The organism is Methylobacterium tardum (assembly GCF_023546765.1).
In the GTDB taxonomy this organism is placed as follows: Bacteria; Pseudomonadota; Alphaproteobacteria; order Rhizobiales; family Beijerinckiaceae; genus Methylobacterium; species Methylobacterium tardum.
Map to the genome: position 1 here is coordinate 1,855,927 of NZ_CP097484.1, position 26,368 is coordinate 1,882,294.

Annotated in this window: 26 protein-coding genes and 1 pseudogene; 12 read left to right on the forward strand and 15 right to left on the reverse strand. The window is 71.7% G+C overall.

What is annotated here, in order from left to right; all coding sequences use genetic code 11:
- Positions 1-44: 44 nt before the first annotated feature.
- Positions 45-1,286 carry an urea ABC transporter substrate-binding protein gene (gene urtA / locus M6G65_RS08670; protein ID WP_238195851.1) on the reverse strand — a complete coding sequence of 414 codons (1,242 nt, stop codon included), beginning with the start codon at positions 1,284-1,286 and terminating at the stop codon, positions 45-47.
- A 359-nt stretch (positions 1,287-1,645) separates the two neighbouring features.
- On the opposite strand from urtA, the gene M6G65_RS08675 reads away from it, so the two are divergent.
- Positions 1,646-2,332 (forward strand): Crp/Fnr family transcriptional regulator, encoded by a 687-nt coding sequence (locus M6G65_RS08675; protein ID WP_238195824.1) that lies wholly within the window; start codon positions 1,646-1,648, stop codon positions 2,330-2,332.
- 90 nt (positions 2,333-2,422) lie between these two features.
- On the opposite strand, the gene M6G65_RS08680 is transcribed toward M6G65_RS08675, so the two are convergent.
- Both M6G65_RS08680 and M6G65_RS08685 read right to left on the reverse strand, forming a co-directional pair.
- The gene (locus M6G65_RS08680; RefSeq protein ID WP_238195823.1) at positions 2,423-3,157 is read right to left on the reverse strand and encodes an HWE histidine kinase domain-containing protein; all 735 of its coding nucleotides are present in this window, start codon (positions 3,155-3,157) and stop codon (positions 2,423-2,425) included.
- 57 nt (positions 3,158-3,214) lie between these two features.
- Positions 3,215-3,955 (reverse strand): Crp/Fnr family transcriptional regulator, encoded by a 741-nt coding sequence (locus M6G65_RS08685; RefSeq protein ID WP_238195822.1) that lies wholly within the window; start codon positions 3,953-3,955, stop codon positions 3,215-3,217.
- A gap of 453 nt (positions 3,956-4,408) precedes the next feature.
- Here M6G65_RS08685 and M6G65_RS08690 point away from each other — a divergent pair, with 453 nt between their 5' ends.
- From M6G65_RS08690 to M6G65_RS08710, 5 genes and pseudogenes are all read left to right on the forward strand, one after another.
- A complete protein-coding gene (locus M6G65_RS08690; protein WP_238195821.1) occupies positions 4,409-5,326 on the forward strand; it encodes an ABC transporter ATP-binding protein in 918 nt (305 codons plus the stop codon).
- Complete coding sequence (locus tag M6G65_RS08695) at positions 5,323-6,216, forward strand: branched-chain amino acid ABC transporter permease (protein ID WP_238195820.1); 894 nt, start codon at positions 5,323-5,325, stop codon at positions 6,214-6,216. Before M6G65_RS08690 ends, M6G65_RS08695 begins: the two co-directional genes overlap by 4 nt.
- Positions 6,217-6,222: 6 nt before the next feature.
- Positions 6,223-7,245 (forward strand): annotated as a pseudogene (locus M6G65_RS08700) (branched-chain amino acid ABC transporter permease); the annotation flags it as partial.
- A 257-nt stretch (positions 7,246-7,502) separates the two neighbouring features.
- Positions 7,503-8,870, forward strand: a complete 1,368-nt coding sequence (locus M6G65_RS08705; protein ID WP_250103827.1) for an ABC transporter substrate-binding protein — start codon at positions 7,503-7,505, stop codon at positions 8,868-8,870.
- Positions 8,867-9,673: an ABC transporter ATP-binding protein gene (locus M6G65_RS08710; RefSeq protein WP_238195818.1), complete on the forward strand. Its 807-nt coding sequence runs from the start codon at positions 8,867-8,869 to the stop codon at positions 9,671-9,673. The genes M6G65_RS08705 and M6G65_RS08710 overlap by 4 nt, the downstream gene beginning before the upstream one ends.
- A gap of 32 nt (positions 9,674-9,705) precedes the next feature.
- On the opposite strand, the gene M6G65_RS08715 is transcribed toward M6G65_RS08710, so the two are convergent.
- From M6G65_RS08715 to M6G65_RS08725, 3 genes are all read right to left on the reverse strand, one after another.
- Complete coding sequence (locus tag M6G65_RS08715) at positions 9,706-9,927, reverse strand: hypothetical protein (RefSeq protein WP_250103828.1); 222 nt, start codon at positions 9,925-9,927, stop codon at positions 9,706-9,708.
- An 88-nt stretch (positions 9,928-10,015) separates the two neighbouring features.
- The gene (locus M6G65_RS08720; protein ID WP_238195817.1) at positions 10,016-11,248 is read right to left on the reverse strand and encodes a COG3904 family protein; all 1,233 of its coding nucleotides are present in this window, start codon (positions 11,246-11,248) and stop codon (positions 10,016-10,018) included.
- 40 nt (positions 11,249-11,288) lie between these two features.
- A complete protein-coding gene (locus M6G65_RS08725; RefSeq protein WP_192709283.1) occupies positions 11,289-11,567 on the reverse strand; it encodes a hypothetical protein in 279 nt (92 codons plus the stop codon).
- A 535-nt stretch (positions 11,568-12,102) separates the two neighbouring features.
- Between M6G65_RS08725 and M6G65_RS08730 the strand changes: the two genes are divergently transcribed.
- From M6G65_RS08730 to M6G65_RS08750, 4 genes are all read left to right on the forward strand, one after another.
- The gene (locus M6G65_RS08730) at positions 12,103-12,309 is read left to right on the forward strand and encodes a hypothetical protein (protein WP_192709282.1); all 207 of its coding nucleotides are present in this window, start codon (positions 12,103-12,105) and stop codon (positions 12,307-12,309) included.
- A 40-nt stretch (positions 12,310-12,349) separates the two neighbouring features.
- On the forward strand, positions 12,350-13,195 hold the full coding sequence (gene cysE / locus M6G65_RS08735) for a serine O-acetyltransferase (RefSeq protein WP_238195816.1): 846 nt from the start codon (positions 12,350-12,352) through the stop codon (positions 13,193-13,195).
- Positions 13,196-13,630: 435 nt separating this feature from the next.
- Positions 13,631-15,034, forward strand: coding sequence for a family 2B encapsulin nanocompartment shell protein (locus tag M6G65_RS33435; protein ID WP_284042376.1), 1,404 nt, complete (start codon positions 13,631-13,633; stop codon positions 15,032-15,034).
- On the forward strand, positions 15,021-17,033 hold the full coding sequence (locus tag M6G65_RS08750; protein WP_238195815.1) for a family 2A encapsulin nanocompartment cargo protein cysteine desulfurase: 2,013 nt from the start codon (positions 15,021-15,023) through the stop codon (positions 17,031-17,033). The genes M6G65_RS33435 and M6G65_RS08750 overlap by 14 nt, the downstream gene beginning before the upstream one ends.
- Positions 17,034-17,291: 258 nt before the next feature.
- Here the strand turns inward: M6G65_RS08750 and serA are convergent, their stop codons facing one another.
- A complete protein-coding gene (gene serA / locus M6G65_RS08755) occupies positions 17,292-18,515 on the reverse strand; it encodes a phosphoglycerate dehydrogenase (protein ID WP_238195814.1) in 1,224 nt (407 codons plus the stop codon).
- A gap of 220 nt (positions 18,516-18,735) precedes the next feature.
- Here serA and M6G65_RS08760 point away from each other — a divergent pair, with 220 nt between their 5' ends.
- The gene (locus tag M6G65_RS08760; protein WP_238195813.1) at positions 18,736-19,755 is read left to right on the forward strand and encodes a zinc-dependent alcohol dehydrogenase family protein; all 1,020 of its coding nucleotides are present in this window, start codon (positions 18,736-18,738) and stop codon (positions 19,753-19,755) included.
- A gap of 28 nt (positions 19,756-19,783) precedes the next feature.
- On the opposite strand, the gene M6G65_RS08765 is transcribed toward M6G65_RS08760, so the two are convergent.
- The 7 genes from M6G65_RS08765 to M6G65_RS08795 all read right to left on the reverse strand — a co-directional run bounded on the left by M6G65_RS08765 (position 19,784) and on the right by M6G65_RS08795 (position 24,035).
- Complete coding sequence (locus tag M6G65_RS08765; RefSeq protein ID WP_250103829.1) at positions 19,784-20,011, reverse strand: DUF1127 domain-containing protein; 228 nt, start codon at positions 20,009-20,011, stop codon at positions 19,784-19,786.
- A gap of 53 nt (positions 20,012-20,064) precedes the next feature.
- Complete coding sequence (locus M6G65_RS08770) at positions 20,065-20,727, reverse strand: helix-turn-helix transcriptional regulator (RefSeq protein WP_250103830.1); 663 nt, start codon at positions 20,725-20,727, stop codon at positions 20,065-20,067.
- 192 nt (positions 20,728-20,919) lie between these two features.
- Positions 20,920-21,744 (reverse strand): anti-sigma factor family protein, encoded by an 825-nt coding sequence (locus M6G65_RS08775; RefSeq protein WP_250103831.1) that lies wholly within the window; start codon positions 21,742-21,744, stop codon positions 20,920-20,922.
- A complete protein-coding gene (locus tag M6G65_RS08780) occupies positions 21,741-22,283 on the reverse strand; it encodes a sigma-70 family RNA polymerase sigma factor (RefSeq protein ID WP_192709274.1) in 543 nt (180 codons plus the stop codon). Before M6G65_RS08780 ends, M6G65_RS08775 begins: the two co-directional genes overlap by 4 nt.
- A 155-nt stretch (positions 22,284-22,438) precedes the next feature.
- Entirely contained in the window at positions 22,439-22,651 is a 213-nt protein-coding gene (locus M6G65_RS08785; RefSeq protein ID WP_238195809.1) for a hypothetical protein, read from the reverse strand.
- Positions 22,652-22,754: 103 nt separating this feature from the next.
- Positions 22,755-23,759 carry an SDR family oxidoreductase gene (locus tag M6G65_RS08790; protein ID WP_238195808.1) on the reverse strand — a complete coding sequence of 335 codons (1,005 nt, stop codon included), beginning with the start codon at positions 23,757-23,759 and terminating at the stop codon, positions 22,755-22,757.
- A 60-nt stretch (positions 23,760-23,819) separates the two neighbouring features.
- On the reverse strand, positions 23,820-24,035 hold the full coding sequence (locus M6G65_RS08795; protein WP_238195807.1) for a hypothetical protein: 216 nt from the start codon (positions 24,033-24,035) through the stop codon (positions 23,820-23,822).
- Between the two features lie 274 nt (positions 24,036-24,309).
- Between M6G65_RS08795 and M6G65_RS08800 the strand changes: the two genes are divergently transcribed.
- Positions 24,310-24,825: a DUF5872 domain-containing protein gene (locus M6G65_RS08800; RefSeq protein WP_238195806.1), complete on the forward strand. Its 516-nt coding sequence runs from the start codon at positions 24,310-24,312 to the stop codon at positions 24,823-24,825.
- Positions 24,826-25,026: 201 nt separating this feature from the next.
- On the opposite strand, the gene M6G65_RS08805 is transcribed toward M6G65_RS08800, so the two are convergent.
- Positions 25,027-25,872 carry an outer membrane protein gene (locus M6G65_RS08805; RefSeq protein WP_238195805.1) on the reverse strand — a complete coding sequence of 282 codons (846 nt, stop codon included), beginning with the start codon at positions 25,870-25,872 and terminating at the stop codon, positions 25,027-25,029.
- Positions 25,873-26,368: the final 496 nt, after the last annotated feature.

Consider the following 26,368-nt stretch of genomic DNA (forward strand, 5'->3'; position numbering starts at 1 on the left):
CCCGGGCAGGCCCGGGATCGCCTGGGGAGGGGACGAGCAGCGCCTCAGGCGCCGCCGCAGGACTTGGTCTTGGTGTTGTAGTTGCCGCACTTGAGCTTGACCCAGTCGGCCTCGAGGTCCTTCGAACCCTCGAGCTGCTTCGACCACGCCTCGCCGGGGATCAGGCCCTCGGTCTTCCACACCACGTCGAACTGGCCGTTCGACTCGATCTCGCCGATGAAGACCGGCTTGGTGATGTGGTGGTTCGGCAGCATCTTCGCGGTGCCGCCGGTGAGGTTCTTCTGCTCGATGCCCGGCAGCGCGTCGATCACCTTGTCGGGGTCCGTGGTGCCGGCCTTCTCCACCGCCTTCACCCACATGTTGAAGCCGATATAGTGGGCCTCCATCGGGTCGTTGGTGACGGCCTTCGGGTTCTTCCGGAACGCCTGCCACTTCTTGATGAAGTCCTCGTTCTCCGGCGTCTTGATCGACTCGAAGTAGTTCCAGGCGGCGAGGTGGCCGACCAGCGGCTTGGCGTCGATGCCGGCGAGCTCCTCCTCGCCCACCGAGAAGGCCACGACCGGGATGTCGGTCGCCTTGACGCCCTGGTTGCCGAGTTCCTTGTAGAACGGCACGTTGGCGTCGCCGTTGATGGTCGAGACCACGGCGGTCTTCTTGCCGGCCGAGCCGAACGCCTTGATCTTCGACACCTCCGTCTGCCAGTCCGAGAAGCCGAACGGCGTGTAGTTGATCAGGATGTCCTCATCCTTGACGCCCTTGGACTTGAGGTAGGCTTCGAGGATCTTGTTGGTCGTGCGCGGGTAGACGTAGTCGGTCCCCTCCAGCACCCAGCGCTTGGCGCCGCCGCCATCCTCCGACATCAGGTAATCCACCGCCGGGATCGCCTGCTGGTTCGGGGCGGCGCCGGTGTAGAACACGTTCCGCTCGCTCTCCTCGCCCTCGTACTGGACGGGGTAGAACAGGATGTTGTCGAGTTCCTTGAACACCGGCAGCACCGACTTGCGCGACACGCTGGTCCAGCAGCCGAACACGGCCGCGACCTTGTCCTTGCTGATCAGCTCGCGGGCCTTCTCGGCGAAGAGCGGCCAGTTCGAGGCCGGATCGACCACCACCGGCTCCAGCTTCTTGCCGAGCACGCCGCCCTTGGCGTTCTGCTCGGCGATGAGCATCAGCATCGCGTCCTTGAGGGTGGTCTCGGAGATCGCCATCGTGCCCGAGAGCGAGTGCAGGATGCCGATCTTGATGGTCTCCTGCGCCCGGGCGGCGCCCGCCCCCAGCGTGCTCATCGCGAGCCCGGCGGCCAGCGCGGCGGCTGACGCCCAAGTTCCAAATGCTTTCACGGCGGTGCCCTTCGTCGTCTTCGTTGAGACGCTGCGGCCTCGCAATTCATGTGCCACATATTTAGGCAGTCGCCGCCGCGCGACCGTCTCGTGGGGCGGCAGCTGCCTGTCTCGGCGGCGCCGGAGGCACGAATCCGGAGCCGCGGGCACCGCGGAACAGGTATCCGGTTGGATCGACTGGCGAAAACTAATCTACCCCATACTGGCCTTCGGTCTGGTGTGAGACAGTGGCGATCATCCGCCGGATCGTCGGGCGCGGGTGACTGGGAGATCGCCCGTGCTCCTGCCCGGACCGGGAGCAGCCCATGGCTCAGCCGCAGCAATCTGCCGTCCGCAACCGTCTGCTCGCCGCCCTGGCGCCGGAGGATTTCAGCCGTCTCGCCTCGCAGCTCGAGCCGGTCCCGCTGCCGCTGCACGCGGTGCTGATCGCGCCCCAGCAGCCGATTGCACAGGCCTACTTCGTCGAGGAGGGGATCGTTTCCCTGGTGGCCGACACATGCGAGGGCCGCATCGAGGTCGGCCTCACCGGACGGGAAGGCTTCATCGGCGTGCCGATCGCGCTCGGCGCGCAGACCACGCCCCAGACGGCGATCGTGCAGGCCAGCGGCGAGGCTTTGCGCATCGCGGCCGGCGCGCTGGAGGATGCCCTCGACGCAAGCGCCAGCCTGCGCCGGGTGCTCGGCCGCTACGTGCAGAGCCTGCTCGTGCAGGTAGGGCAGACCGTCTACGCCAATGCCGACCTGACCGTCGAGGCGCGGCTCGCCCGGTGGATCCTCATGATCCACGACCGCCTGGAGCAGGACGAGCTGCCCCTGACCCACGAAGTGCTCTCGAAGATGCTCGGCGTGCGCCGGCCCACCGTGACGACCGCGACCCACCTGCTCGAAGGGGCCAGCATGATCCGGGCGCGGCGCGGACGCATCACGGTGGTCGACCGCGAGAAGCTGGAGGATCTGGCGGGCGCCATCTACGGCCCCGCGGGGGCCGTCTAGCGCGCTTCGCCGAAGGAGACGCCGGTTCGGCGCAGGCGTGCCCGTTCACGCGCGTCTAGGGACGCGGACGCGTCCCCGTGCGGGCCTGCCTCACCGGGCCTCACCCTCCCAGGCCGTCTCGGGATCCTCCGCCACGCTGTGCCCGACGCGGTCGGTGAGCGGCAGGCGGATCGTGCAGCGCAGCCCGTCCGGCGCGTAGCGCAGACTCGTCTGCGCGCCGAGATCGTAGGCCAGCATGTCCTCCAGCACGTCCGTGCCGAAGCCCCGCCGGGCCGGTGCTTGCACCCCGCTGCCGCCGGTCTCGGCCCAGTCCAGGGTCAGGACCGGCGGCCCCGGCTCCGCGTCGGCGACCCGCCACGCGGCGGTGACCCGGCCCTGCGGGAGCGCCAGGGTCCCGTGCTCCACCGCATTGCTCGTCAGCTCGTGCAGCGCCAGCGCCAGGACCAGGGCGGCCTTCGGCCGGAGCCGCACCCGCGGCCCGGTGAGCGCGGCCTGCTCGCCCTCGCGCACGAGGTGGAACATCAGCTCGTCGGAGATCAGGGTGTGCAGGTCGGCATCGCCGAACGCGTCCGTGGCGGCCTGCACGCGCATGACGGCCCCGAACCGGCCGTCGAGATGCGCGACATAAGTTTCGACATCCGCGGATTGCTCGGCCGAGCGGTGGATGACCGTCCGCATCATCGCCATCGTGTTGCGCATCCCGTGGCGCAGGCTGTCGGGCACGCCGGCCTCGTCGAGCAGCCGGCGCAAGCGGGCATTGTCGGCCTCCAGAGCGGCGAGGCGCTCCGCCATGTCGCGGGCGGCCAAGTCGCGGGGGTCTGTCATGCAGGGCCTCTCCGGATGTCGTCCAACTGGGCTCAATCGCCGCGATGCGGGCGCGGTTCACGCCTGGCGTGCGACGGGGCGGTCGTTCTCCGCCGTCAGGTGAAGGTAGGCGGCGTCGAAATGCGCGAGCCGGGCCAGGGCCGAAGGATTGTGGATGGTCAGGCGGCGGCTGCGCAGGGTGATCAGCCCCATGCCGCGCAGCTCCTGCAGCGTCCGGTTGATGTGGACGCTGGTCTGCCCCATCGCGTCGCCGAGGTCGTTCTGCGTGATCGGCATCGGGCAGGTATGTCCGTCCGCGAGGCCGATGGCGGACAGCCGGGCGTGCAGCTCGCAGAACAGGTGGGCGAGGCGCTCAATGCCGGTGCGGCTGCCGAGGCTGACCGTCCACTCGCGCTGGATCGCCGCGGTGGCCAGCGCCTCGCGGTGGAAGGCGAGGTCCAGTTGCGGGCTGCGCGCCACGGCCGCCTGGAGCGCGGGCCCGGAGATCTGGCCGAGGAGCACGGGTGTGATCGCCCCGATCGTGTGGTCCATCTCGTCGAGGAGGAAGATGTGCGGGTCGCACAGATCGCCCGGCAGGAGCAGCGAGACGATCTGGCGGCGCCCGTTGGCGAATTGCCGGTAGCGACAGGCCCAGCCGTCGAGAATGACGTTGACGGCGCGCGGGTCGTCGCCCTCGTGGATGATGTCGGTGCGCGCGGCGACCATGCGCTCCGGGCCGATCGATCCGGCCAAGCACAGCCGGTCCGCCTCCGGGAGATGGACGTAGCGTTCCAGTTTGCGCACGAGCGGATTTGACACGACTGGTTCTCCGCATTGGCGTGGGAACAGGAGCCTACATTCAGATCCGGCCAATGAATACTTATACAGATTAGATTATGGTGTCGAAAGGGCTGTTGCAGGACGCAGGCTGATCGATCCTCCGCCGGCGCGCTCTGCGGTCGGTCCAAGCCGGTCGGTCCAAGCCGGCCGGTCCAAGCCGACGGGCTGTCGGGCTATGACGCTGCCCCGCGGCCGGGCAAGGCGAAAATGATCCCGCGTGCCGGGCTGGCCGCGGGAGAATGTTCGCGCAGTCTGCCGAAATAAGAACGGCTATGCTTTTGACTTGACGGAAGTCACGCATCAAAGATTGGCGTGTAAAGACGCCGGCCTGTCAAGCAACGATCGGCCGGCGTCTGGCGTATCGTCTTCTCTCAACAGGCGCCGCCGGGTTCTACCGACGCGGTCGCCGCGTCCTGGACGGATTTCGAGATCATGCAGCCTGCGCTGCGCCGCGTCCGATCGGGACGGGACAGGAAGGCCGTGCCCCGGCCCGACCACCGACTGGCTGCCCGCGCGGGCGGCCAGCCGGCGCCGCGCGGTGCGGCGGACCAGGACCGCCTGAAGCCGGTTCTGTCGGTCGAGGGCCTGTCCCTCGCCTTCGGCGGGACGGTGGCCTTCGCGGAGATTGATCTCGCGGTCGGCGCGGGGGAGATCCACGCGGTGATCGGGCCGAACGGCGCCGGGAAATCCTCGCTGATCAACGCGATCACCGGCCTCTACGCGCCGGGGGCCGGGTGCGTGCGGATCGGAGAGGCCGCCTTCGCCCGGGTCCCGGCGGGGCGGCTCGCCGCGCTCGGCGTCGCCCGGACCTTCCAGAACCTCGCCCTGTTCGCGGGCCTGAGCGTTCGCGACAACGTCCTGTCGGGGCTCGCCGCGGCGCGGCGGGCCGGGCTCTGGCCTCAGATCCTGGGCCTGCCGGCGGCCCGGCGTGAGGCGCGGGCGCACCGCGACGCCGCCGAGACGGTGATCGGCCGCCTCGGCCTCGCCGCCGTGGCAGACCGACCGGCGGGCAGCCTGCCCTACGGGCTCCAGAAGCGGGTCGAACTCGGCCGGGCCCTGGTGGCTCGGCCGGGTCTCCTGCTCCTCGACGAGCCGATGGCCGGCATGACGGCCACCGAGAAGGCCGAGATGTCCGGCTTCATCCGGGCGGCGCGGGAGGATTCCGGCGCCGCGATCGTGCTGATCGAGCACGATATCGGCGTCGTGATGCGCCTCTCCGACCGGGTGACCGTGCTCGACCACGGCCGCCGCATCGCCACCGGCACGCCGGCGGAGGTGCAGGCCGACCCGGCCGTCATCGCCGCCTATCTGGGGCTCGCGGATGCCGATGCGGACGCGATGGCCGCATGAGCCCGGATCTCGCCTTCCTGGTCGAGGTCGTGGTCGGCGGCCTGCTCTCGGGCGTCATGTACGCCCTCGTGGCGATCGGCTTCGTGCTGATCTACAAGACCTCGGGCGTGCTGAACTTCGCGCAGGGCGCGATGGTGCTGTTCGCCGCCCTCACCTTCGTGAGCCTGACCGAGCGCGGCCTGCCCTTCCCGGCGGCACTGGCCGCGACGCTCGCCGTGATGGTGGTGGTCGGGCTCGGCGTGGAGCGCACGGTGCTGCGGCCGCTGGTCAACCAGCCGCCGATCACCCTGTTCATGGCGACGCTGGGGGTCGCCTACGTGATCGAGGGCGCGGCCCAGCTCGCCTGGGGCACCCAGGTCCACGGGCTCGACCTCGGCATCGACGACACGCCGCTCGATCTCGGCGGCGTGCTGGTCAGCCGGTTCGACCTGTTCGCCGCCGCGACCGCCGGCCTGATGATGGCGCTCCTCTCCGCCTTCTTCCGCTACACCCGCACGGGCCTCGCCTTCCGGGCGGTGGCGGACGATCCGCTGGCCGCCCTCAACACCGGCCTGCGCCTGCCCCGGATCTGGTCGGCGGTCTGGATCGCCGCCGGGATCGTCGCGCTGGTGGCGGGCCTGCTCTGGGGCGCGCGGCTCGGCGTGCAGTTCTCCCTGTCGCTGGTGGTGCTGAAGGCGCTGCCGGTCCTGGTTCTCGGCGGCTTCGACTCGATCGCCGGGGCGATCGTGGCCGGGCTGATCGTCGGCGCGGTGGAGAAGCTGTCGGAGGTCTATCTCGGGCCGGTCATCGGCGGCGGGATCGAGGGCTGGATCGCCTACGTGGCGGCGCTCGGATTCCTGCTGGTGCGGCCCTCGGGCCTGTTCGGTCTGCGCGCCGTCGAGCGGGTCTGAGCCGCCATGATCGCCCTCCCCCGCGCCGTGCCGCGCCCCCGCCTGTCCGCCGGCGCCCTCGGCCTCGCCGCCCTGCTGGTCGTGGCCTACGGGATCGTGCCGCGCGTCGGCACGAGCTACCTGTTCGAGGCGCTGCTGACGCCGTTCCTCGCGCTGGCGCTGGCCGGCCTCGGGCTCAACCTGCTCACCGGCTATGCCGGGCTGCTCTCGCTGGGCTCGGCCGCCTTCATGGCGGTGGGGGCCTACGCGGCCTTCAACCTGTCGCTGCGCCTGCCCGGCCTGCCCCTGCCGGCGGCGATCCTGCTCGCCGGCCTCGTCTCCGCCCTCGCCGGGCTGGCGGCGGGCCTGCCGGCGCTGCGGCTGCGCGGCTTCTACCTCGCGGTCTCGACGCTCGCCGTGCAGTTCTTCGTCGCCTGGGCGCTGAACCGGATCGGCTGGATCTCCAACGACAGCCCCTCGGGCATCATCACGGCGCCCCGGCTGGTGGTGGCCGGCCTGTCCTTCGACGATCCGCGCGGGCGCTACCTGTTCTCGCTGAGCGCGGTCACGCTGCTGACTGTCCTCGCGTGGCGCCTCGTGATCGCGCCCACGGGCCGCAACCTCGTGGCGATCCGCGACAACGAGACCGCCGCGCGCCTCGTCGGCGTGAAGGTCGCCCGGACCAAGCTCCTGGCCTTCGCGGTCTCGTCCTTCGTGATCGGGATCGCCGGGGTGCTGTGGGCCTTCGCGTATCTGCGCACCGTCGAGCCGGCGGGGTTCAACCTCGACCGCTCCTTCCAGATCCTGTTCATCGTCATCATCGGCGGCCTGGGCACCCTGCGCGGCGCCTTCCTGGGCGCGGGCTTCATCGTGGTGCTGCCCCTGCTGCTCGCCCGCCTGGGCGCGGCGCTCCTCGGCGACGGCTTCGATTCCGGCACCCTGGAGATGGTCCAGCGCATCGTGCTCGGCGCCCTGATCGTCGCCGTGCTGATCCGCGAGCCCGCGGGGCTCGCGGCCCTGCTCGACCGGGCCGTGGCCGCCGTCAGGCGATCCGATCGCCTCCGCCGCCGCACCACCCGGACCCCGTTCGCCGACGGCCAATCGGCTTGCCCCGCGCAACGCCCCGTCATCCCGGGGCCGCGCAGCGGAGCCCGGGATCCAGAGCCGCCGACAGGCCAGGTCACGGCACCGCCAGTGGTTCTGGATTGCCCGCCTCCGGCTTGCCCCTCCGGGTCCGGGCTCGCCTGCGGCGCCCCGGACTGACGGGGTTGGCGCCCGCCCCCTGCCCGAACAACCACAGGACGCCCATGATGCCGAAGATCCGCCTCCGCGCCGCGCTCCTCGCGGGCGCGATCCTCCTCGCCGGTGCCGCCGGTGCCGCGACCGCCGACGAGCAGTATTTCCCGCTCCAGAGCTACCGGGTCGGCCCCTACGCGGCCGGCGGGACCGGCTTCTTCGGGGGCTTCATCGACTACCTGACCCTGATCAACGCCCGCGACGGCGGCGTGAACGGCGTGAAGCTCACCTGGAGCGAGGGCGAGACCCAGTACGAGGTCGAGCGCGGCGTCGAGGTCTACGAGCGGCTGAAATCCCGGCCCGGCATCGCCGCCTGGAACCCGCTCTCCGTGGGCATCGCCTACGCGATGATCGACCGGATCACCGCCGACAAGGTGCCGCTGGTCACGATCAACCACGGCCGCACCGATTCCACCGACGGCCGCGTCTTCCCGTACGTGTTCCCGCTGCTGCTCAACCCCTACAGCGAGACGAGCGGCATCATCCAGTATCTCGGCACCCGGGCGGGCGGGCTCGACAAGCTGAAGGGCAAGACCGTCGCGGTGCTCTACCACGGCTCGCCCTACGGCAAGGAGACGATCCCGATCTACGCGCAGCTCGCCAAGCGCTACGGCTTCACCGTCGAACAGATCGAGGTGCCCCATCCCGGCAACGAGCAGCAGTCGCAATGGCTCACGATCCGGCGCCTGCGGCCCGACTTCGTGGTGCTGCGCGGCTGGGGCGTGATGAACCCGGTGGCCCTGAAGACCGCCCAGAAGACCGGCTTCCCGGCCGACCGGATCGTCGGCAACGTCTGGTCGAACTCGGAGGAGGACGTGATCCCGGCGGGCGAGGCCGCCAAGGGCTACGTCGCGATCACCACCCAGGCCTCGGGTACCGCCTACCCGGTGATCCAGGAGGTCGTCGGCAAGGTCTACGAGCCCGGCCACGGCAACCTCGCCGACCGGAAACGCATCGGCAGCGTCTACCACAATCTCGGGGTGCTGAACGGCCTCCTCAACGTCGAGGCGGTGCGGATCGCGCAAACGCGGTTCGGCCACCGGACCCTCACGGGCGACGAGGTCCGCTGGGGCTTCGAGCACCTGCGCCTCGACGAGGCCCGGGTGGCGGCGCTGGGCGCCAAGGGGCTGTTCCACTCGATCAACGTCACCTGCGCCAACCACGAGGGCGAGGGCCGCGTCACCTTCCAGCAATGGGACGGGGCGAAGTGGGCCGTCGTGTCCGACTGGATCGCCCCCGACTGGGCGAGCCTGCGCCCGATCATCGAGGCCTCGCCGACCGCCTACGCCAAGGAGCACGGCATCACCCCGCGCGACTGCGCGGCCGAGGAGGCCGCCGACAGCCAGGGCGGCCAGCAGGCCGCCGCGGCGGGCCGATGAGCGACGGCGCCGGTCGGCCGCTCCTCGAGGTCGAAGCGCTGGAGGTCGTCTACGGCGGGGCGGTCCACGCCCTGCACGGCGTCGGCCTCGCGGTGCGGGCGGGGGAGATCGCCGCCCTGGTCGGTGCCAACGGCGCCGGCAAGACCACGCTGCTGCGGGCCGTGTCGAACCTGCTGCCGGCCCTGCGCGGGCAGGTCACGGCCGGGCGCCTCGCCTTCGACGGACGGGACGTGACGCGGACCCGGACCGACGCCCTCGTCCGCGCCGGGCTCGTGGGCGTGCTGGAGGGGCGCCACTGCTTCCGGGCCTTGAGCGTCCGGGACAATCTCGTCGCGGGCGGCCTCGGGCGCGGCTCGGGCCGCGGGGCCGTGCGCGCCGACCTGGAGCGGGTCTACGGCCTGTTCCCCGCACTCGCCGCCAAGCGGGACGTCGCCGCGGGCCTGCTCTCGGGCGGCGAGCAGCAGATGGCGGCGATCGGCCGGGCGCTGATGGGCCGGCCCCGGCTCCTCGTCCTCGACGAGCCCTCCATGGGGCTCGCGCCCAAGGTGGTGGAGGCGATCTACCGGGTGCTCACCGGCCTGAACCGGACGGAGGGCCTGACCCTGCTGGTGGCCGAGCAGAATGTCCGTCTCGCCCTGCGCCACGCCCACCACGCCGTGGTGCTGGAGAACGGACGCAGCGCGCTCGCCGGCAGCGCGGCGGCCCTGCGGGCGCGGGACGACGTCCAGGCCCTGTATCTCGGCGGCGCCGCGCGCGCCGCCTCCGACCGGTCGCCCGATTCGCGCGTCCGCGCGCCGGCCTGACGACCGCGCCGGGGCGGCGCGGGACGGCGCCGTCAGCTCTCCCGGTCGGCCCGGCGCAGGGACCAGAGCAGGGTCCCGTTCGCATCGACCAGCCAGAGGGCGTTGACCGCCTCGTCGCCGACCGTGACCGAGCGGCTGTTGGCCAGCCGCACCGCCTCCTTGGCGTCGACCGCCGTGAGCACCTCGTCGACGATCGGCGCGCCGATCTCCCCGTCCTCGCCACGAGCCGCCCCGCGCAGGCGATAATCCGGCATCCGTCCTTCCTCCCGACCGGTCGGCGCCCTGCCGTGGCCCGACCGACGGTGCGAAGATAGGCGCCGGCGCCGCGTGTCGAGGGGGGCGCTACGGCGCAGTGCCGTTGGCGAGCGTCTGCTGCGGCTCGGCCAGGAACAGGGACCGGAGCGCCGCCGCCGATTGGCGGGGCGGCAGCGCGAGGGCGTGCGTCGCGCCGGCGATCCGCCCGGCGCAATCCTCCGATCGGAGCGGGCTCGGGATCGGGGCGCCCGCGTCGGGATCGGACGGGTCCCTCCGGCCCGGCAATGCCCCGCGCGTCCGCGCGAGGAGCGGTGCCAGCCCGAACGCGCCGGGCCTCTCGGCGCGGAGCCGCGCGTCGAGCGCCACCAAGTCGCCGGCGGCCAGAGCCCCGCAGGCGGCCGCGTCCCGCGGCCCGGCGGCCCGCATCATCGCCAGGACCCGGCGCCCCAGTGCCCGGACGACGCCGTCATCGGCCGCCCGGAAGCGCCGCCGCAGATAGGCGGCCGCCAGCCGTTTCAGGCCTGCCGCCGCCTCCGCCTCCGGCCGTCCCGCCGCGTAGCCGTCCCGGTACCACCGGGCGATCGGATCGAGCCCCGCCGCCTCGGCCTGCCGCAGGATCGGCAGGGCGCGCAGGATCGCGGCCCGAGCTCCGGCCTCGCTCGGATCCGCGTCGAGGGTGGAATCGGGGAAGCGGTCCGGGCCGACGATCTCGGTGACGATGCCGGCCGCGCGCAGCTCCTCCGCCTCCGGGATCCAGATCCCGGCCGGGGGCACCGCCAGGGCCCGCGCCACGAAGGCGGCCGGCAGGCCGGCGGCCCGATAGGCCGCCCGCTCCGGCGCGGAATCCACCGGGCGCATCCGGCCGTGCGCACCGAGCTCGTAGGGCGCGTGGAAGCCGAGCCGTCCTCCGGTCGCGAGGGCGCGGGTCCGGCCGCGGACGAAGATCAGCGTGCAGGCCGACGCGCAGGCATCGGGCACGTAGGTGGACAGCCCCCGCGCCGCCACGAGCGCCCCGATCGCCGCCCCCTCCTCCACCAGGCCACCGTCGCTGGTGAGGTGGATGCGCGCGATCTGCGGCTGCGCGGCGAGGACCCCCGCGACCCGCGCGGCGACGCCCTCGGTGAGGTCGCCCGCGAGCCGCAGGTCCCGGCCGCCCGGGCCGATCGTGAGCCGGGCCGGGATGTCCGGCGCGTCCGCCGCAGAGGCGCGGCCCTTCGGCAGGGGCCCGGCGGCGGTCGGGCCCGCGGTGCCGAGCGCCAGGGCAAGCGCGCAGGCAGCCGTTCCCGTCCGGCGCTTCCACCCGCGGGGGAAGACCGACATGGCAGGTTTCCAGTCCAGGTGATCGGGGCGGCGGGCGCGGCTACTGGAGGTAGGCGACGAACATCTCGGAGACGGTCCGGGAGGCGTAGGCTTCCGGGCTCTCGCCCCAGCGGACCGGGAAAGCCTCGGCCACCCGCCGGCCGGCGAGGATCCGGGCCACCTCGTCGGGCATCAGCCCGTCGTCGAGGGCGCTCGCCAGGGCGGCGCGTTCATGGGAGGGGTGGGAGCGGACGCTCCGGGACAGGGCTCGGCCGAGGGACGCGGCCGTTTCGGCGCTCAGGTCAGGTTGGGTGTTCCGGGCCGTCTCATAGGTCAGCATCGCTGGTCGCCTCTCGTGTCTGATGTCGTGCGGTCTCCTTCTCCTGGGCGCGGCAACACGGCAGACACGGCACAGTCATCAGGGCGATCCGATCTTTGCTGGCGCTCACGGCAAACCTCATCCGGCTCTGCATCGACTGTCCGTCGATCCCTTCAATCTAGGGGCCGGGCTCGAGAATGTGCTGCCAAATTGGCGAGGACTTGCAGCGCAGGTTGTTCGCCGAAGGTGCATCCCGGAGCAGAAGGTGAGGTCTGGCGCGGAGCGACCGCCGCGGCTGCGCGCGATCACGCGCCCCGCACCTGCGGACACGTCCCTGCGAGCGGGACTTGCCAAATGCGGTCCGATCCATAAATATCGTTCTGTAACAAGGACTTAGTGAAAATGATGCTCCCGTTCCGGCCGTGTGCGACCGAAACGTTCTCCGCCGCCCGGGGCATTCGAAAATGACTTTTCGCGACCGGGCCGATCGCAGGTCCGGCGACGACCGCCACAGAATCGAGCCGCCGCGCGCGGCCAATCCAGGGGGACCGGCCGGATGGCCTCAGCGACGATGATGCAGGGCGACGCGGTCGTGTTCGCGCGGCCGGACCTCGCCGAGATCCTGGGCATCTGGCGTCACGCCCGGGGCCGGGTGGTGGGCATCCACCGCGCGGGCGACGCACCCGCCACGGTGGACGTGGAGTTCCAGGGGTACGCCATCCTGGAGCGCTACCTGCCCGACCTGTTCCGGCCCGTTCCGTGATCGGCGTCGACGCGCCCGCCCCCGCCGCGATCGGTCTGCGATGACCGCCCTGGCTTCGACCCAGCCGCCCCTGCGCGCCACGAGCCGCAGCACCGCGGAATCCGAGGTCTGGGCGGCCCTGCGCGCCGAGGCCGAGGCGGCCCTGATCGAGGAGCCGCTCTATGCCGGGGTCATCCAGGCGACGATCCTCGACCAGCGCTCGCTGGCCCAGGCCCTCGCCTACCGCCTCGCCCACCGGCTCGGGGACGGCGACCTGGCCCGGCTGTCGATGCGCGACCTGTGCCTGTCAGCCTTCGAGGCGGACCCGCAGGCCGGCGCCCACGCGGTGCGCGACCTCGTGGCGATCCGCGAGCGCGACCCGACCTGCCGCCGCTACCTCGACCCGTTCCTGTTCTACAAAGGTCTGGCGGCGCTGGAGGCCTACCGGGTCGGCCACTGGCTCTGGCACCAGGGCCGGGCGACCCTGGCGCTGCACGTCCAGAGCCGGATCTCCGAGGTGTTCGGCTGCGACATCCACCCGGCGGCCCGGATCGGCTCCGGCGTGTTCATCGACCACGCCACCGGGGTGGTGATCGGCGAGACCACGGTGATCGCCGACGACGTCTCGATCCTCCAGTCGGTGACGCTCGGCGGCAACGGCAAGGAGAGCGGCGACCGGCATCCCAAGATCGAGCGCGGGGTGCTGCTCAGCGTCGGCGCCAAGGTGCTGGGCAACATCCGGGTGGGGGCGGGCGCCAAGGTCGCGGCCGCCGCGGTGGTGCTGCAGGACGTGCCGCCCCACACGACCGTGGCGGGCGTGCCGGCCCGGGTCGTCTCGCGCCTGCCCGTGGACGAGGAGCCGGCACTCAGCATGGACCAGTCCTTCGGCTACGGGGACGGGATCTGAGGCACGCCGAGAAATTCTTCTCTTAAAACAAAGTCGTCCGGCCACCGCCGCGTACGCCGATCCGACGAAATTAAATTCTCGGAACTCGCGTCCGGGCGAATGTGATGTCCTATGCGTTGTGCATGCCAGAGGATTGCCTTCCAGGTAGGGGGTGAAAATAGGGAAATCATTTCGTTGACCCTCGGCCGAATCAGACTTTATCCAGGCCCTGCCGGACACGGGATGCATCGAGGCCGGCTGAGCGGCGGACAAGTGCGATCCAGCCGCCGGGAAAGACCTGATTCATCTGTCGGCGATGCGGATTCGACAGGCCGTTCTCGTCATCAAGTCTTGATCGCGACGTTTTACGACCGCCCTGCACAGGCTGCGGGGCGAAAAGCCGCCGCGCGGATCGATGCGGCGCGCCTGCAACCCTGACTGGAGTGAGGACGAACGATGAGCGGACCGGGTCTGAGCGTGAGCGCCACGGCGGCACGCAATCTTGCGACGGCGACCGTCACCTCGGTCCAGAACGCGGCCAACACGCCGCGCTGGCTCCTGCGGCTCCTGCCCTTCGTGGACGTGGCGGGCGGGGTCTACCGCGTCAACCGCCGCGCCGTCGTGCTGGCCAAGCCCGGCCGGATCGATCTCGCCGCCGAGGACAAGGGCGATGGCAAGGGCCGGGTGATCCGTCCCGCCTCGCTGCGTGCCGTGCCGCTGTTCAGCCGGCTCGGCGATTCCGAGCTCGCCGCACTGGCGGCCAAGTTCACCGAGAGCCGGCACCAGGCCGGCGCGGTGATCCACGAGGAGGGGTCCGCGGGCCGCAGCCTCACGGTCGTGGCCGACGGCACGGTCGAGCTGACCCTGTCGGGCCCCTACAAGGGCCGCCTGCGCCAGGGCCTGGCCACGAAGGGCGACTATTTCGGCGATGCCGGTCTCGCCGGTGAGCGTGCGCCCGCCCCGGCCGTGAAGGCCCTGTCGGCCGTGACCCTCCTGACCCTCGACGCCGCCGCGGTGGAGAGCGAGGAGATCCGCGCCAAGATCGCGCAGTACCGCGAGGAGCGCGACCGCCTCAAAGGGCACACCAATTCCTACGGCGAACAGGGCATCGAGCTGCTGGCGGTCCATGCCGGCGAGCCGCGCCTGCCCACGACCTTCGCCGACTACGAGGTCGATCCGCGCGAGTACCACCTCTCGACCATCCAGACGATCCTCAACACCCACACGCGGGTCACCGATCTCTACTCCAACGAGATCGACCAGCTCCGCGAGCAGATCCGCCTCACGGTCGACGCCGTGAAGGAGCGCGAGGAGTGGGAGCTCCTGAACAATTCGCAGTTCGGCCTGCTGGGCGAGGTCGGCCCGCGCCAGCGCATCCCCACCCGCGGCGGTCCGCCCACCCCGGACGATCTCGACGAGCTGCTGACGCTGGTCTGGAAGAAGCCCGCCTTCTTCGTGGCCCATCCCCGCGCCATCGCGGCCTTCGGCCGGGAGGCGACCCGCCGCGGCGTGCCGCCGGTGGTGGTCCACCTGTTCGGCGCGCCGTTCATCACCTGGCGCGGCGTGCCGCTGGTGCCGAGCGACAAGCTGCCGATCGACATCGACCCGGTGACCGGCGCCGAGACCACCTCGATCCTGCTGCTGCGGGTCGGCGAGGGCGAGCAGGGCGTGGTCGGCCTGCAGAAATCCGGCGTGACCGGCGAGATCGAGCCCGGCCTGTCGGTGCGCTACATGGGCACCAACGACCACTCGATCGCCTCGCACCTCGTGACCCGCTACTTCTCGGCCGCCGTGCTGGTCGAGGACGCGATCGCCCGCCTCGATAACGTGCTGCTGGGCAATTACCATGACTACGCCTGAGGCCGCCTTCGCCCACGGGCTGCCCGGGGCGAGTCCGGGCGATCTGGCGCCGTCCGACCGTCTCCACGCGGATCTCGTCGGGCGCCTCGCCCGGGAGATCGTCGGGCAGGGGCAGGCCGCGAGCCAGCCCTTCGCCCCGGCGATCCCCGCCGGCCCCCAGGTCCCGCAGGCTCTCGAGAGCCTGCCCCAGGGCCCGGGCGGCGCGCCGCTGCCGAGCGCGCCCCTGGGCGACCCCTCGGCACCCGCAGGCGGCCAGCCCGCCGGCCTGCAGCCGGACGCGTCGGCGCTGGCGGCGCGCGCCTTCGGGGCGCCGCCGGTCGGCCTGCCGGGCCTCTCCGGGCCGACCCTGCCGAATCTCGCACCCGCGAGCCCGGCCTTCGCAGACGTGGGGGCGATCCCGCCGGTCCACCCGGCGAGCCCGCGCCCCGACCTGCCGGACTTCGCCTTCGCCGGTGCCCCAGCGCTGGCGACCGCCCTCCCCGGCGGTCCGGAGCTGCACCGGCAGATCGCCGCGGACCACCCGCGCGCCAACGCCTTCGCGCACGCCCTCGCGCCGACTCTCGTGCCGGCCGACCCGTCGAAGGCCGGCCGCGATGCGGCGCAGGAGAGCTTCGCCCGGACCGGCCGGCTGTCCCGGGCGCCCGAGGCACCGCCCTCCGACTACTACTTCCTGAACCTCGGCCCCGGGCCGGCCCGCAGGGCGCCGGCGAGCCCGCGGGTGGAACCGGCCCGCGACCCGGGCCCGGCGCCGCGGGTGACGTCGCACGGGTCGAGCCCGGTGGCGGCGCCGTTCGACGTGGAGCATGTCCGCCGGGACTTCCCGGCCCTGCACCAGAGCGTCAACGGCCACCCGCTGGTCTGGCTCGACAACGCCGCCACCACCCACAAGCCGCAAGCCGTCATCGACGCGACCTCGGAATTCTACGGGCGGCACAACTCGAACATCCACCGGGCCGCCCACACCCTGGCGGCGCGCTCCACCGACCTGTTCGAGGGCGGCCGCGAGGCGGTGCGCCGCTTCCTCAACGCCCCGTCGAAGGACGACATCGTCTTCCTGCGCGGCACCACGGAGGCGATCAACCTCGTCGCCCAGTCCTACGGCCGGGCCCATATCGGCCCGGGCGACGAGATCATCGTCTCGACCATCGAGCACCACGCCAACATCGTGCCCTGGCAGCTGCTGGCGCAGCAGACCGGGGCGACGCTCCGGGTGATCCCGGTCAACGACCGCGGCGAGATCATCTTCGAGCAGTACGCGGCGCTGCTGTCGGGCCGCACGAAGATCGTCTCTGTGACGCAGGTGGCCAACGCGCTCGGCACCGTGAACCCGGTGCGGGAGATCATCCAGCTCGCCCACGCCTACGGGGTGCCGGTGCTGGTCGACGCGGCGCAATCCTCGCCGCATATGCCGCTGGACGTCCAATCCCTCGACGCCGACTTCCTGGTCTTCTCCGGCCACAAGGTGTTCGGGCCGACGGGCATCGGCGCGCTCTACGGCAAGACCCACCTGCTGGAGGCGATGCCGCCCTGGCAGGGCGGCGGCCATATGATCGAGGACGTCACCTTCGCGAAGACCGTCTACAAGGGCGCGCCCGAGAAGTTCGAGGCGGGCACGCCCGACATCGCCGGGGCGGTCGGTCTCGGAGCGGCGCTCGACTACCTCGCGGGCATCGGCATGCCGGCGATCGCCGCCTACGAGCACGATCTTCTGGCGTATGCGCAGGGCGGGCTTGCCGACGTGAAGGGCCTGCGCCTGATCGGCACCGCCCGGGAGAAGGCGAGCGTGATGTCCTTCGTGATCGAGGGGCAGGAGAACGAGGCGGTGGCCCACCACCTCGACGCGCACGGAATCGCCGTGCGCTCGGGTCACCACTGCGCCCTGCCGGCCCTGCGCCGGTTCGGGGTCGACCAGTCGGTGCGGGCCTCGCTCGCCTTCTACAACACCCGCGCGGATGTCGACGCCTTCCTGAGGGCGCTGCACACCCTGCCGCGGCATTGAGCCGGCGCCCTGTTCCGGGATTCCCAAGGGCAGGCCCTTGGGCGGGGTATCGGGGCGGAGCCCTGATGCTGTGTCTCGGCAGGGCTCCGTCCTGCACCCGCAGCAGATCCCGGACCAGCGCTTTCAAGGTGTTTGGGCGGGGATCGGCTGCTCCGACGACAACCCCGTCATCCCGGTCTCGCCTGCGGCGCCCCGGGATGACGGGGTGGAAGCCGAACACTCTGAGGGCTGGTCCCGGACCTTTTGAGGCCGGGCTCTTCACCCCGCCGCCGGCCGGAGATGCCGCGTCCGGACCGTGCCGTCGATGGCCCGCAGCGCGCGGTGCACCGCCTCCGCCTCGTCCGGCCGCACCGAGGCATCGACCACGACGTAGCCGAACTCGCCGTCCGTCTGCAGGTACTGCGCGTCGATGTTGAGCGCGCGGCCCGAGAAGATCGCGTTGATCTGCCCGAGCACGCCGGGCACGTTCCGGTGCACGTGCAGGAAGCGCGCGCCGGACAGGCGCGGCGGCAGCTGCACCTGCGGGAAGTTCACCGCGCCCAGCGTCGAGCCGGTCTGGACGTAGTCGACCAGCTTGCGGGCCACCTCCGCGCCGATGCGGTCCTGGGCTTCCTCCGTCGAGCCGCCGACATGCGGGGTGAGGATGACGTTCGGGAGGCCCTGCAGGGGCGACACGAAGCGCTCCGCATTGGAGGTGGGCTCCACCGGGAAGACGTCGATCGCGGCCCCGGCGAGATGCCCGTCGCGCAGGGCCGAGGCCAGCGCGTCCAGGTCCACGACGGTGCCGCGGCTGTTGTTGATCAGGTAGGCCCCGGGCTTCATCGCGCGGATCCGGTCCGCGCTCATGAGCCCGTGGGTCAGCGGCGTCTCCGGGACGTGCAGGCTGACGACGTCGCTCGCGGCGAGCAGAGCCTCGAAGCTCTCGGCGGGCTCGGTGTTCCCGTGGCGCAGCTTGTCGGTGAGGTCGTAGAAGATCACGCGCATGCCCATCGCCTCGGCGAGGTTCGAGAGCTGCGCGCCGATATTCCCGTAGCCGACGATCCCGAGGGTCTTGCCGCGCACCTCGAAGGCGCCGGTGGCCGACTTGTCCCAGCCGCCGGCATGGGCGGATTCCGAGCGTGGCAGGATGCGCCGAAGCAGCATCACGATCTCGCCGATCGTGAGTTCGGCGACGCTGCGCGTGTTCGAGAACGGCGCGTTGAAGACCGGCAGGCCGCGGGCGCGCGCCGTCTCGAGGTCGACCTGGTTGGTCCCGACGCTGAAGCAACCGACGGCGGTCAGATCGGGCAGCGCGTCGAGCAGCGCGGCGGTGACTTTCGTGCGCGAGCGGATGCCGAGGACCGTGGCGCCGGCAAGATCACCGGAATCCCCGGGGCCGACGGCCCGAGGCAATTGCCGGATGTCGCCGATCCCGGCCTGCGTGAAGACCTTGGACGCTGTCGGCGCTATGCTTTCGGTCAGAACGACGCGCTCGGTCAACACGGTCTGTCCTCCTTCGACGGACGGAATCTGACCTATGACCTTGCCGCTGGCGCAGCGCAGCGGCAAGGGCGCGCGGCGCATGCGCGCCCCACCGGGCCGGAACGCCCGCCGCGGGCTACGGGCCCGGGCTGACCGAGACCGCCCTGCCCCTCGACGTCGGCCGCGCCACCTGCCAGGGTCCGCCTCCCGGCCGCGGAGGCCGCGGAGCGACAGGTGCGTCATGACCGGATCGACAGCCCGGGCCGTCATCGTCCAGCCGGGCGGCGGCTTCGAACACGTGACCTTCGGGGAGCGGCCGGTGGCGGAGCCGGGACCCGGCGCGATCACCGTCCGCCTCCGGGCGAGCTCCCTCAACTATCACGACTACGCCGTGGTCAGCGGGATGTGGGGTCCGAGCGAGCCGCGCATCCCGATGTCCGACGGGGCCGGCGCGGTCGAGGCCGTGGGGCCGGGCGTGACCGAATTCGCCGTGGGCGACCGGGTGGTCAGCACCTTCTTCCCGACTTGGCTCGAGGGCACGCCGCTGGTCGAGGGCTTCGCCACCGTTCCGGGCGACGGGGTCGACGGCTACGCCCGCGAGCGGGTGACCGCACCGGCCACCGCCTTCACCCGCGCCCCCCGGGGCTGGGATCACGCCGAGGCGGCGACGCTGACCACCGCCGGCCTGACCGCGTGGCGGGCGCTGCACGCCGATGCCGGCCTGAAGAGCGGCGACGTCGTGCTGGTGCAGGGCACCGGCGGCGTATCGCTGTTCGGCCTGCAATTCGCCAAGGCGGCCGGCGCCACGGTGATCGCCACCTCCTCCAGCGACGCCAAGCTGGAGCGCCTGCGCGCGCTCGGCGCCGACCACGTCATCAACTACCGCGCCGATCCGGCCTGGGGCGAGACCGCCCGGCGCCTGACGGACGGGCGCGGCGTCGATCACGTCCTCGACGTCGGCGGGCCGGCGACGCTGGAACAGTCCATGGCCGCCGTCCGGGTCGCCGGTCACATCTCGGTGATCGGCATCCTGACGGGCGTGGCGGGCGCGCTGCCCCTGGTCCCGGCGCTTCTGAAGCAGATCCGCCTGCAGGGCGTGCTCGTCGGGAGCCGCCGCCACCAGATCGCGATGGTCCGCGGGATCGAGGCCTGCGGGCTGCGGCCGGTGGTCGACAGCCGCTATCCCCTCGACGAGCTCGTCGCGGCGTTCCGCCACCAGGAGAGCAACCGCCACTTCGGCAAGATCTGCGTCGAGATCTGAGCGGCCCCGAGCGGGCCGGATCGGGCGCTCAGCGGAAGGCGGCTCCAACCGGGCCGGGCATCACGGCCGCCCAGGGCGCGTCCGGCCGGCTCGGCGGGACGGGCGTGTGCGTGCAGCCGTTCTCGCAGAAGGCGTGGAGCGTCCGCCGGTCCAGACCGATATCGTGGAGCATCTCGTCGCCGAGAGCCGAGAGGACACGGAAATTCCGCGCCGCCGTGCGACGCTTCTGGATAGAGCTCAGGAGCGAGAAGATCATTATTCAGCCTCCGTTGAGCCGAGAGATCTGTGGTCTATCCACGATCGGCCGAGTCAACTTCGCTGTATTGATCTGTATTCGCATCCTCCATTTGAACTACTGAACGGCCCGAAAGCGGATATTTCGGTGCCGCCAGATTGTGCGGCGGCGATCGGCTGCGGGCAGAGCAGGAGCAGGCGCATCAGCTCCGCCTGCCGGCGGGCGCCGGTCTTCTCGAAGAGGTGGCGCAGATGCACGCGCGCCGTGTTCCGGGTGATCCGGCGGTGCGCCGCGCTCGCCGCGAGATCGTGTCCGGCCAGGATGTCCACCGCCAGAGCCGCCTCGGCCGGGGTGAAGCCGAACTGGTCCTGCAGCATTGCGGCGGTCGGCAGGCGCGCCGCCGCGGGATCGACGAGACGCAGGAGCACGGCGCCCTCAGGCACTGCGCCGGCGGGCGGAGGGATCGCGCAGGCGGCGACCAGCAGCGGAGCGCCGCCGCCTTCGAGGCGCACCGAGCCGCCGAGCCCGGCGACGCCATCCGCGATGATCCTGCGCAGGGCCGCGGAATCCGCGGGCTTGGTCCCGCGCAGGCAGCCTCGCTCGAGGCGCAGGAGGCCCCGGCCGAGATAGGCGCGGGCGGCGCGATTCAGGAACTGCACGCGTCCGCACCGGTCGGTGACCGCCAGCCCCTGCTCGAAATGCTCGATCAGCAGGTGAAGCGCCGTCTCGGCGAGCACCGGGTCGAAGGCGGTGCGGTCGCTCCCGCCGGCGATCAGCCGCCGGCCCGCACGGGTCCGGGCGCAGATCCGGATACGTCTCCGGCTATTGCCCTATTCGGTCCAAGTTCGGCGATCACGCGCGGATCCTCATCAAATAGATGGGGCGATAGAGTTATAAACCTTGGGACGATGATTGTATTCCCGGGGGGGCTATCCCGGTCGCCCGGTCCGAGACCGGTACAGGTCGGCGAAGCCGCGCAGGTCGCGCGCGTTCAGGTCCGACACCGCCCAGTAGGTCAGATCGCCGAGGCTCCAGCGCTCGATCGTGGACCCGTCCCGCCGCGCCTCGCCGGCCGGCGGGCTGTCGGCGGCCGGGACCACCGTGACGCTGATCACGTGCCGGTCCCGGCGATAGACGAGGGTCGGCACGGGCGTGTGGGTGACGATGTCGACCCGGCCGCCGATCAGCGGGAAGCCCTGGTCGGCGAGATCCGGCGCGTCGGGGGCGATGGTCGTCCGGCCGTTGAACCAGGGCTTGACCACGTGCCGGTCGGAGGAGGCGATGTCGAAGGGCTGCGGCGCCGCGAGGCCGCGCAGGTGGCCGGCCAGCACGGCCTCGATCGTGGCCGGTGTCTCCGGGCGATCGCGATAGGCGCCGCTGCCGAGCGCGGCGCCGCCGACGAGGCCGAGAAGGAGCGTCGCGGCCAGCGCCTGCCAGGATCCGCGCCAGGACCCGCGCCAGGACCCGTGCCAGCCTCCTCCCGAACGGCCGCCCCACGCGCCTTCCGATGCGTGCTCGGGCGGCGGATCCGCGAAGCCGATCGCCTGGATCACGCGCGCCCGCAGGGCCTCCGGGGCGGGGGGGCCGGCCAGGGTCTCGCGCAGCGCCGTCGAGAGGGTGCGCAGACGCTCCGCCGCAACCCGTGCTCCGGGCTCGGCCGCGAGGCGGCGCTCCATGGCCAGGACCTCGCCGGGCGACAGCTCGCCATCCGCGTAGGCGCTGAGGAGCAGGAGAGTCTCGTCGTCGTCGGTCATCGCCCGTCCTCCGCGAGCCGAGCCAGCAGGTGCTGCCGCGCGCGGCCGAGGCGCGACATCACCGTTCCGATCGGGACGTTCGTCACGGCGGCGATCTCCCGGTAGCTGAGGCCGTGATACTCGCGCAGGACCAGCGCCTCCCGGAAGGCGACCGGCAGGGCCTCCACCGCCCGGGCGAGATGCCCCGCATCGTCGCGGGCGATGAGCGCCGCCTCGGGCGTCTCCGGCGCCTGGGCCAGGAGGCCTCCGGTCTCCAACGCGGCCTGGGCCTCCGGCGCGAGGTCCTCGGCGAAGATCACGGCCCGTGGCCGGTGCCGCTGCAGCCAGGAATAGCCCGTGTTGCGGACGATGGTCAGGAACCACGCCCGGGCGTTGCCCTCGGCGAAACCCTCGATCGCCCGGTAGGCGCGCAGGCAGGCCTCCTGCATCACGTCCTCGGCATCGGTGGCGTTGCCGGTGAGCCAGCGCGCGAGGCGGTAGCCCTCGTCGAGGCGCGGCAGGACGAGCTGGCTGAAGCGCGCGCGCGCCAGGGTGGTCATAGGATCCACCCGGCGGCGCAGAGGGCCGGGGGCCTCCGTCGAGATCCAGCGAAGCCATGGGGCGCCACCCTGCAGCCCTGAGTCACGGGATCAAGAACCGGCAGGCCGCCGGCTTTATTCCCGGGCCAACGCCGGGGGAACGCGCCCGTGAAGGCTTAGGCCTTGTCCAGGCCGTCCTCGGTGGCGCACGGGATCGGTTCCGGCTTCCCGGTCACCGTCATCGCGGTGCGGTCGGCCGCCTCCTGCGCGTCGGAGGTGGGACGCGTCAGCGGCCGGCCGTCCTCGCCGAGGTGCTTCCGGCCGGCGCGGATCCCCGCTGCCCGCTCCTCGGGAGATGGCGTCGCGCCGCCGCTCTGATCGCGGGCCATGGACTCTCCCGACAGAAGCGGGATCGCGCGCTCGGATGCGCGCGATCCCGCGCTGAAAGATCGGCTTCCCTGCCGGGCGGGGACGGCCTCGCGTCGCGGGCGCCTAGGACCGGCCCGGGCGGCCCAGCAGCGAGGCCGCGGCCGCCGTGGCGCCCGCGAGCAGGATCCCGGTGAGGACCGGGTTGATCGAGGCCTGCGTGTAGACGCTGCGCATGACGTGGTGGGGCGAGCCTCCCCGGACGGCGCCGTCGCGGCCGGCCGCGTAGAGGGCTCCGTTCCGGTCCCGCCCAGCCACCCCGGCCTTCTGGGTCTTGGACACCACGGCGGCGCCCATCCAGTCGGTCACCGCGGGAACGCGCTTGCGCAGCGAACTCATCAGCTTGCCGCCGCCGCCGATATAGACATCCCGCGGACCGTGCTCCGCGGCGTACAGGATCGCCTCCGCGACATCCGCCGGATCGTAGACCGGCGGCGGCAGCTTCGGGGCCCGCGTCATGTAGTTCCGGGCGTGCTCCGGAAACGGCGTGTCGATCGAGGCCGGCTTGATGAGCGTCACCGAGACCGGAGCGCCCTCCTCCTGCAGCTCCATCCGGAGCGCGTCCGTGAAGCCTTTGATCGCGTGCTTGGAGGCGGAGTACATGCCCTGGATCGGGAAGGCGAGATCGGAGGCCACCGAGCCCAGGTTCACCAGCGCGCCGCCTGATCGCTTCAGGTGCTGCAGCGCCACGGTCGAGCCGTAGACGATCCCCCAGAAATTGACGTCGAACAGCCGGCGATGGTCCGCGTCCGAGACCTCCTCGAGGCGGCCGAAGATCGAGAGGCCGGCATTGTTGACCCAGGTGTCGAAGCCGCCATAGGCGCGCACGGCTTCGGCGGCCAGGGCCTCGATATCCTCCCGGCGCGACACGTCGGTCACGACGGCCCGGGCCTCGCCGCCCCGCTCCTGGATGTCGTGAACGATGTCGTCGAGGGCGGCGGCGTTGCGCGCCGCCAGGACGACGCGGGCGCCCCGGCGCGCGGCCGCGCGGGCCGTGGCAAGGCCGATCCCGCTGGAGGCGCCGGTGATGACGATCACCTGCTCGCGCAGGGGCTTGTGCCGAATCCGCATGCGTCTTCCTCTCTCCGTGGTCGCGCGTCCGGGTTCCGGCCCGGGGCGCGCCGTCCGCGCTCAGCCCCGGCTGCCGCTCGGCCGGTCCCGCTCCGCCCCGAGGCTCGTTCCACCCCGGCGCGCTTCTTCTTTCTCGGTGCCGGCCCGTTCCATCGGACCGTCCTGCGGCTTGACCGTGCCGGTCGCGGTGTCGAGGGGCGCATTCGCCAGCCCTTCGCTCTCAGGCTTGCCGTGGGGCATCCGCTGGGCCTGCGTATCGTCCGGCGCGTCGGCCATGCTGCATCCTTTTCGAAGTCCGTGAGGTCGGCGTCCGGCGCGCCAATCCCTCGTGGCCAACCCGGCGAGACCGCCGACGTATCCGGGACGCTCTGCAGGGCCGCGAGCAAGGCGCCCAGCAGCGGATGTGCCGGGAACAGGATGCGCGGCCTGCGACCGCCGTGCCCGAGATCGCCCCCGCCCTGGGGCCGGCTTCGTGCCGGGTCACCGGACCGCAGGAACGGAGCAGCACGTCCCGTGTTGTCCGCCAAATCTTTTTTCGCGAGGCGCGACGATGTCAGGAACTGCCAAAAAGACCGATCCCAAGCTGTGGGACAAGGTCAAGACGCAGGTCACGAAGTCGAACAAGGGCGGCAAGCTTGGCCAGTGGTCGGCGCGCAAGGCGCAGATGGCGACGGCCGAATACAAGAAGGAAGGGGGCGGCTACGCCGGCAAGAAGGCGGACGACAACCACCTCAAGCAGTGGACCGACGAGGAGTGGGGCACGAAGTCGGGCGAGGCGAGCGGCAAGACCGGCGAGCGCTATCTGCCCAAGAAGGCCCGCGAGAGCCTGACCGACACGGAATACGCGGCCAGCACGGCCAAGAAGCGGGCCGACACGCGCAAGGGCAAGCAGTTCTCGAAGCAGCCGAAGGCGGCCGCCGAGAAGTCCGCCGCGGCGCGCAAGACCGGCAAGGGCGACAAGGACACCACGACGAAGGCGGAGCTGATGCGCAAGGCCCGCGCGCAGAACGTGCCGGGCCGGTCGCGGATGTCGAAGGCGCAGCTCGAGCACGCCGTCCACGCCTGAACCCGGCCAGAGGCTCTCCAGACGGCAAAACGTCCCGGGAGTGACTCCCGGGACGCGCCTCGGCTCAAGCGGCCAGTCTGATCGGGCTGGGGATGCTCAAGGTCGAGCGGGGTGCGGCAGGCCGGAGGCCGCGCAAGGTCCCGGTCACCGGGAGGCCCCCTCCGCGCCGTTCGGCGCGAAGGGAGCGTTCGCGAAGTGCCCTTAGTACGAGCCGAACTTGTAGTTCAGGCCGGCGCGGACCACGGCGAACTCGTCGTCGCGGCGGCCGACCGGGCTGTAATAGGCCGGGACGTTCGAGGCGGCGTTGATCACGAGCGCACCCTGGTTGCGGGTGTTGCGGTCGAGGTTCACGTACAGGCCTTCGACCTTCAGCGTCACGGCGGACGAGCGGAAGAAGTTCAGGAACGAGTCGGTCGGGAGGGCGTACTCGATGCCGCCGCCGACGGCGTAGCCGGTGCGGAAGCTGTCGTTGCCGGCGAAGCCGCCGAACGAGCGGTCAGCGCTGCCCGAGCCGTAGGCGAAGCCGCCGGTGCCGTACACCAGCACGCGGTCGAAGGCGTAGCCGATGCGGCCGCGCACGGTGCCGAAGAAGTCGAGGCTCGACAGGCCGCGCGGGTCGGTCACGTAGTAGGCAGGCGACAGGCCGGCAGCGAAGCCGTTGTTCCGGTTGCGGCCGAAGTCGAGGTACTGCGCGTCGGCCTCGATGCCGACGACCACGCCCGAGCCCGGGGTGAACTGGACATTGTAGCCGATCTGGCCACCGCCGGTGAAACCTTCCTGGTTCCGCTGGCTGAAGAAGGCCGTCGTGCCCGGTCCGCCGCCCGTGAAGCCACCCGGGCCACCCGGCACGGCGAAGCTGTTGGTGTTGTTGCTGCTGGCGTCGAAGGCGTAGCCGGCGTTGAAACCCGCGTAGAAGCCGGTCCAGGTGAAGACCGGGACGGGGGTGAACACCGGCGGCGGAGCGGCGCGGCGCGGCAGGTCGGCGGCCGAGGCGGCGCCGGCCAGGAGAGCCGTGGCGGCGCTCGCGAGAAGAAGCGTCTTGGTCATCTGGTCCTCTGTCTCCCGTTGGGCGGGATGTTGACCCGGCGACAAGAACGACAGGATGCGAGGACGCGATAGTGCATCGCTGCAACAGCCTGGAATCCAGGCTTTCGGGCCGAGGCGGCCTGGTGCGTTAGAGCACATCCCGCTTTTCGCCGGCTCAAGCAGCGATGTGAAAGCGTATCCGAATGTTTCTGGAAACAAAAAGCCCCGCCGCACGGTGGCGGGCGGGGCTCGAGTTCGCTCGTGAATGTTCCCAGGACCAACCAGGAAGCTTCATCATTTCTTAGATCCTACCGGCGATCGGCCCGCAAGCCTGCTCCGGGGTGCGGAACGCGGTTAACATTAATTTACGATGCGGCCGGTTGCCGGACCGGCGTGAACGGCCGGCAGCCTGGCAATCGCCGTCCGGGTTCGGTCCGCAGCCGGGACGTCATTCTGCGGGCCGGGGCGGCCGCCGCACAGTCCTGATCCAGGCGCGCGGCGAAGTCCCTGCGCTCGG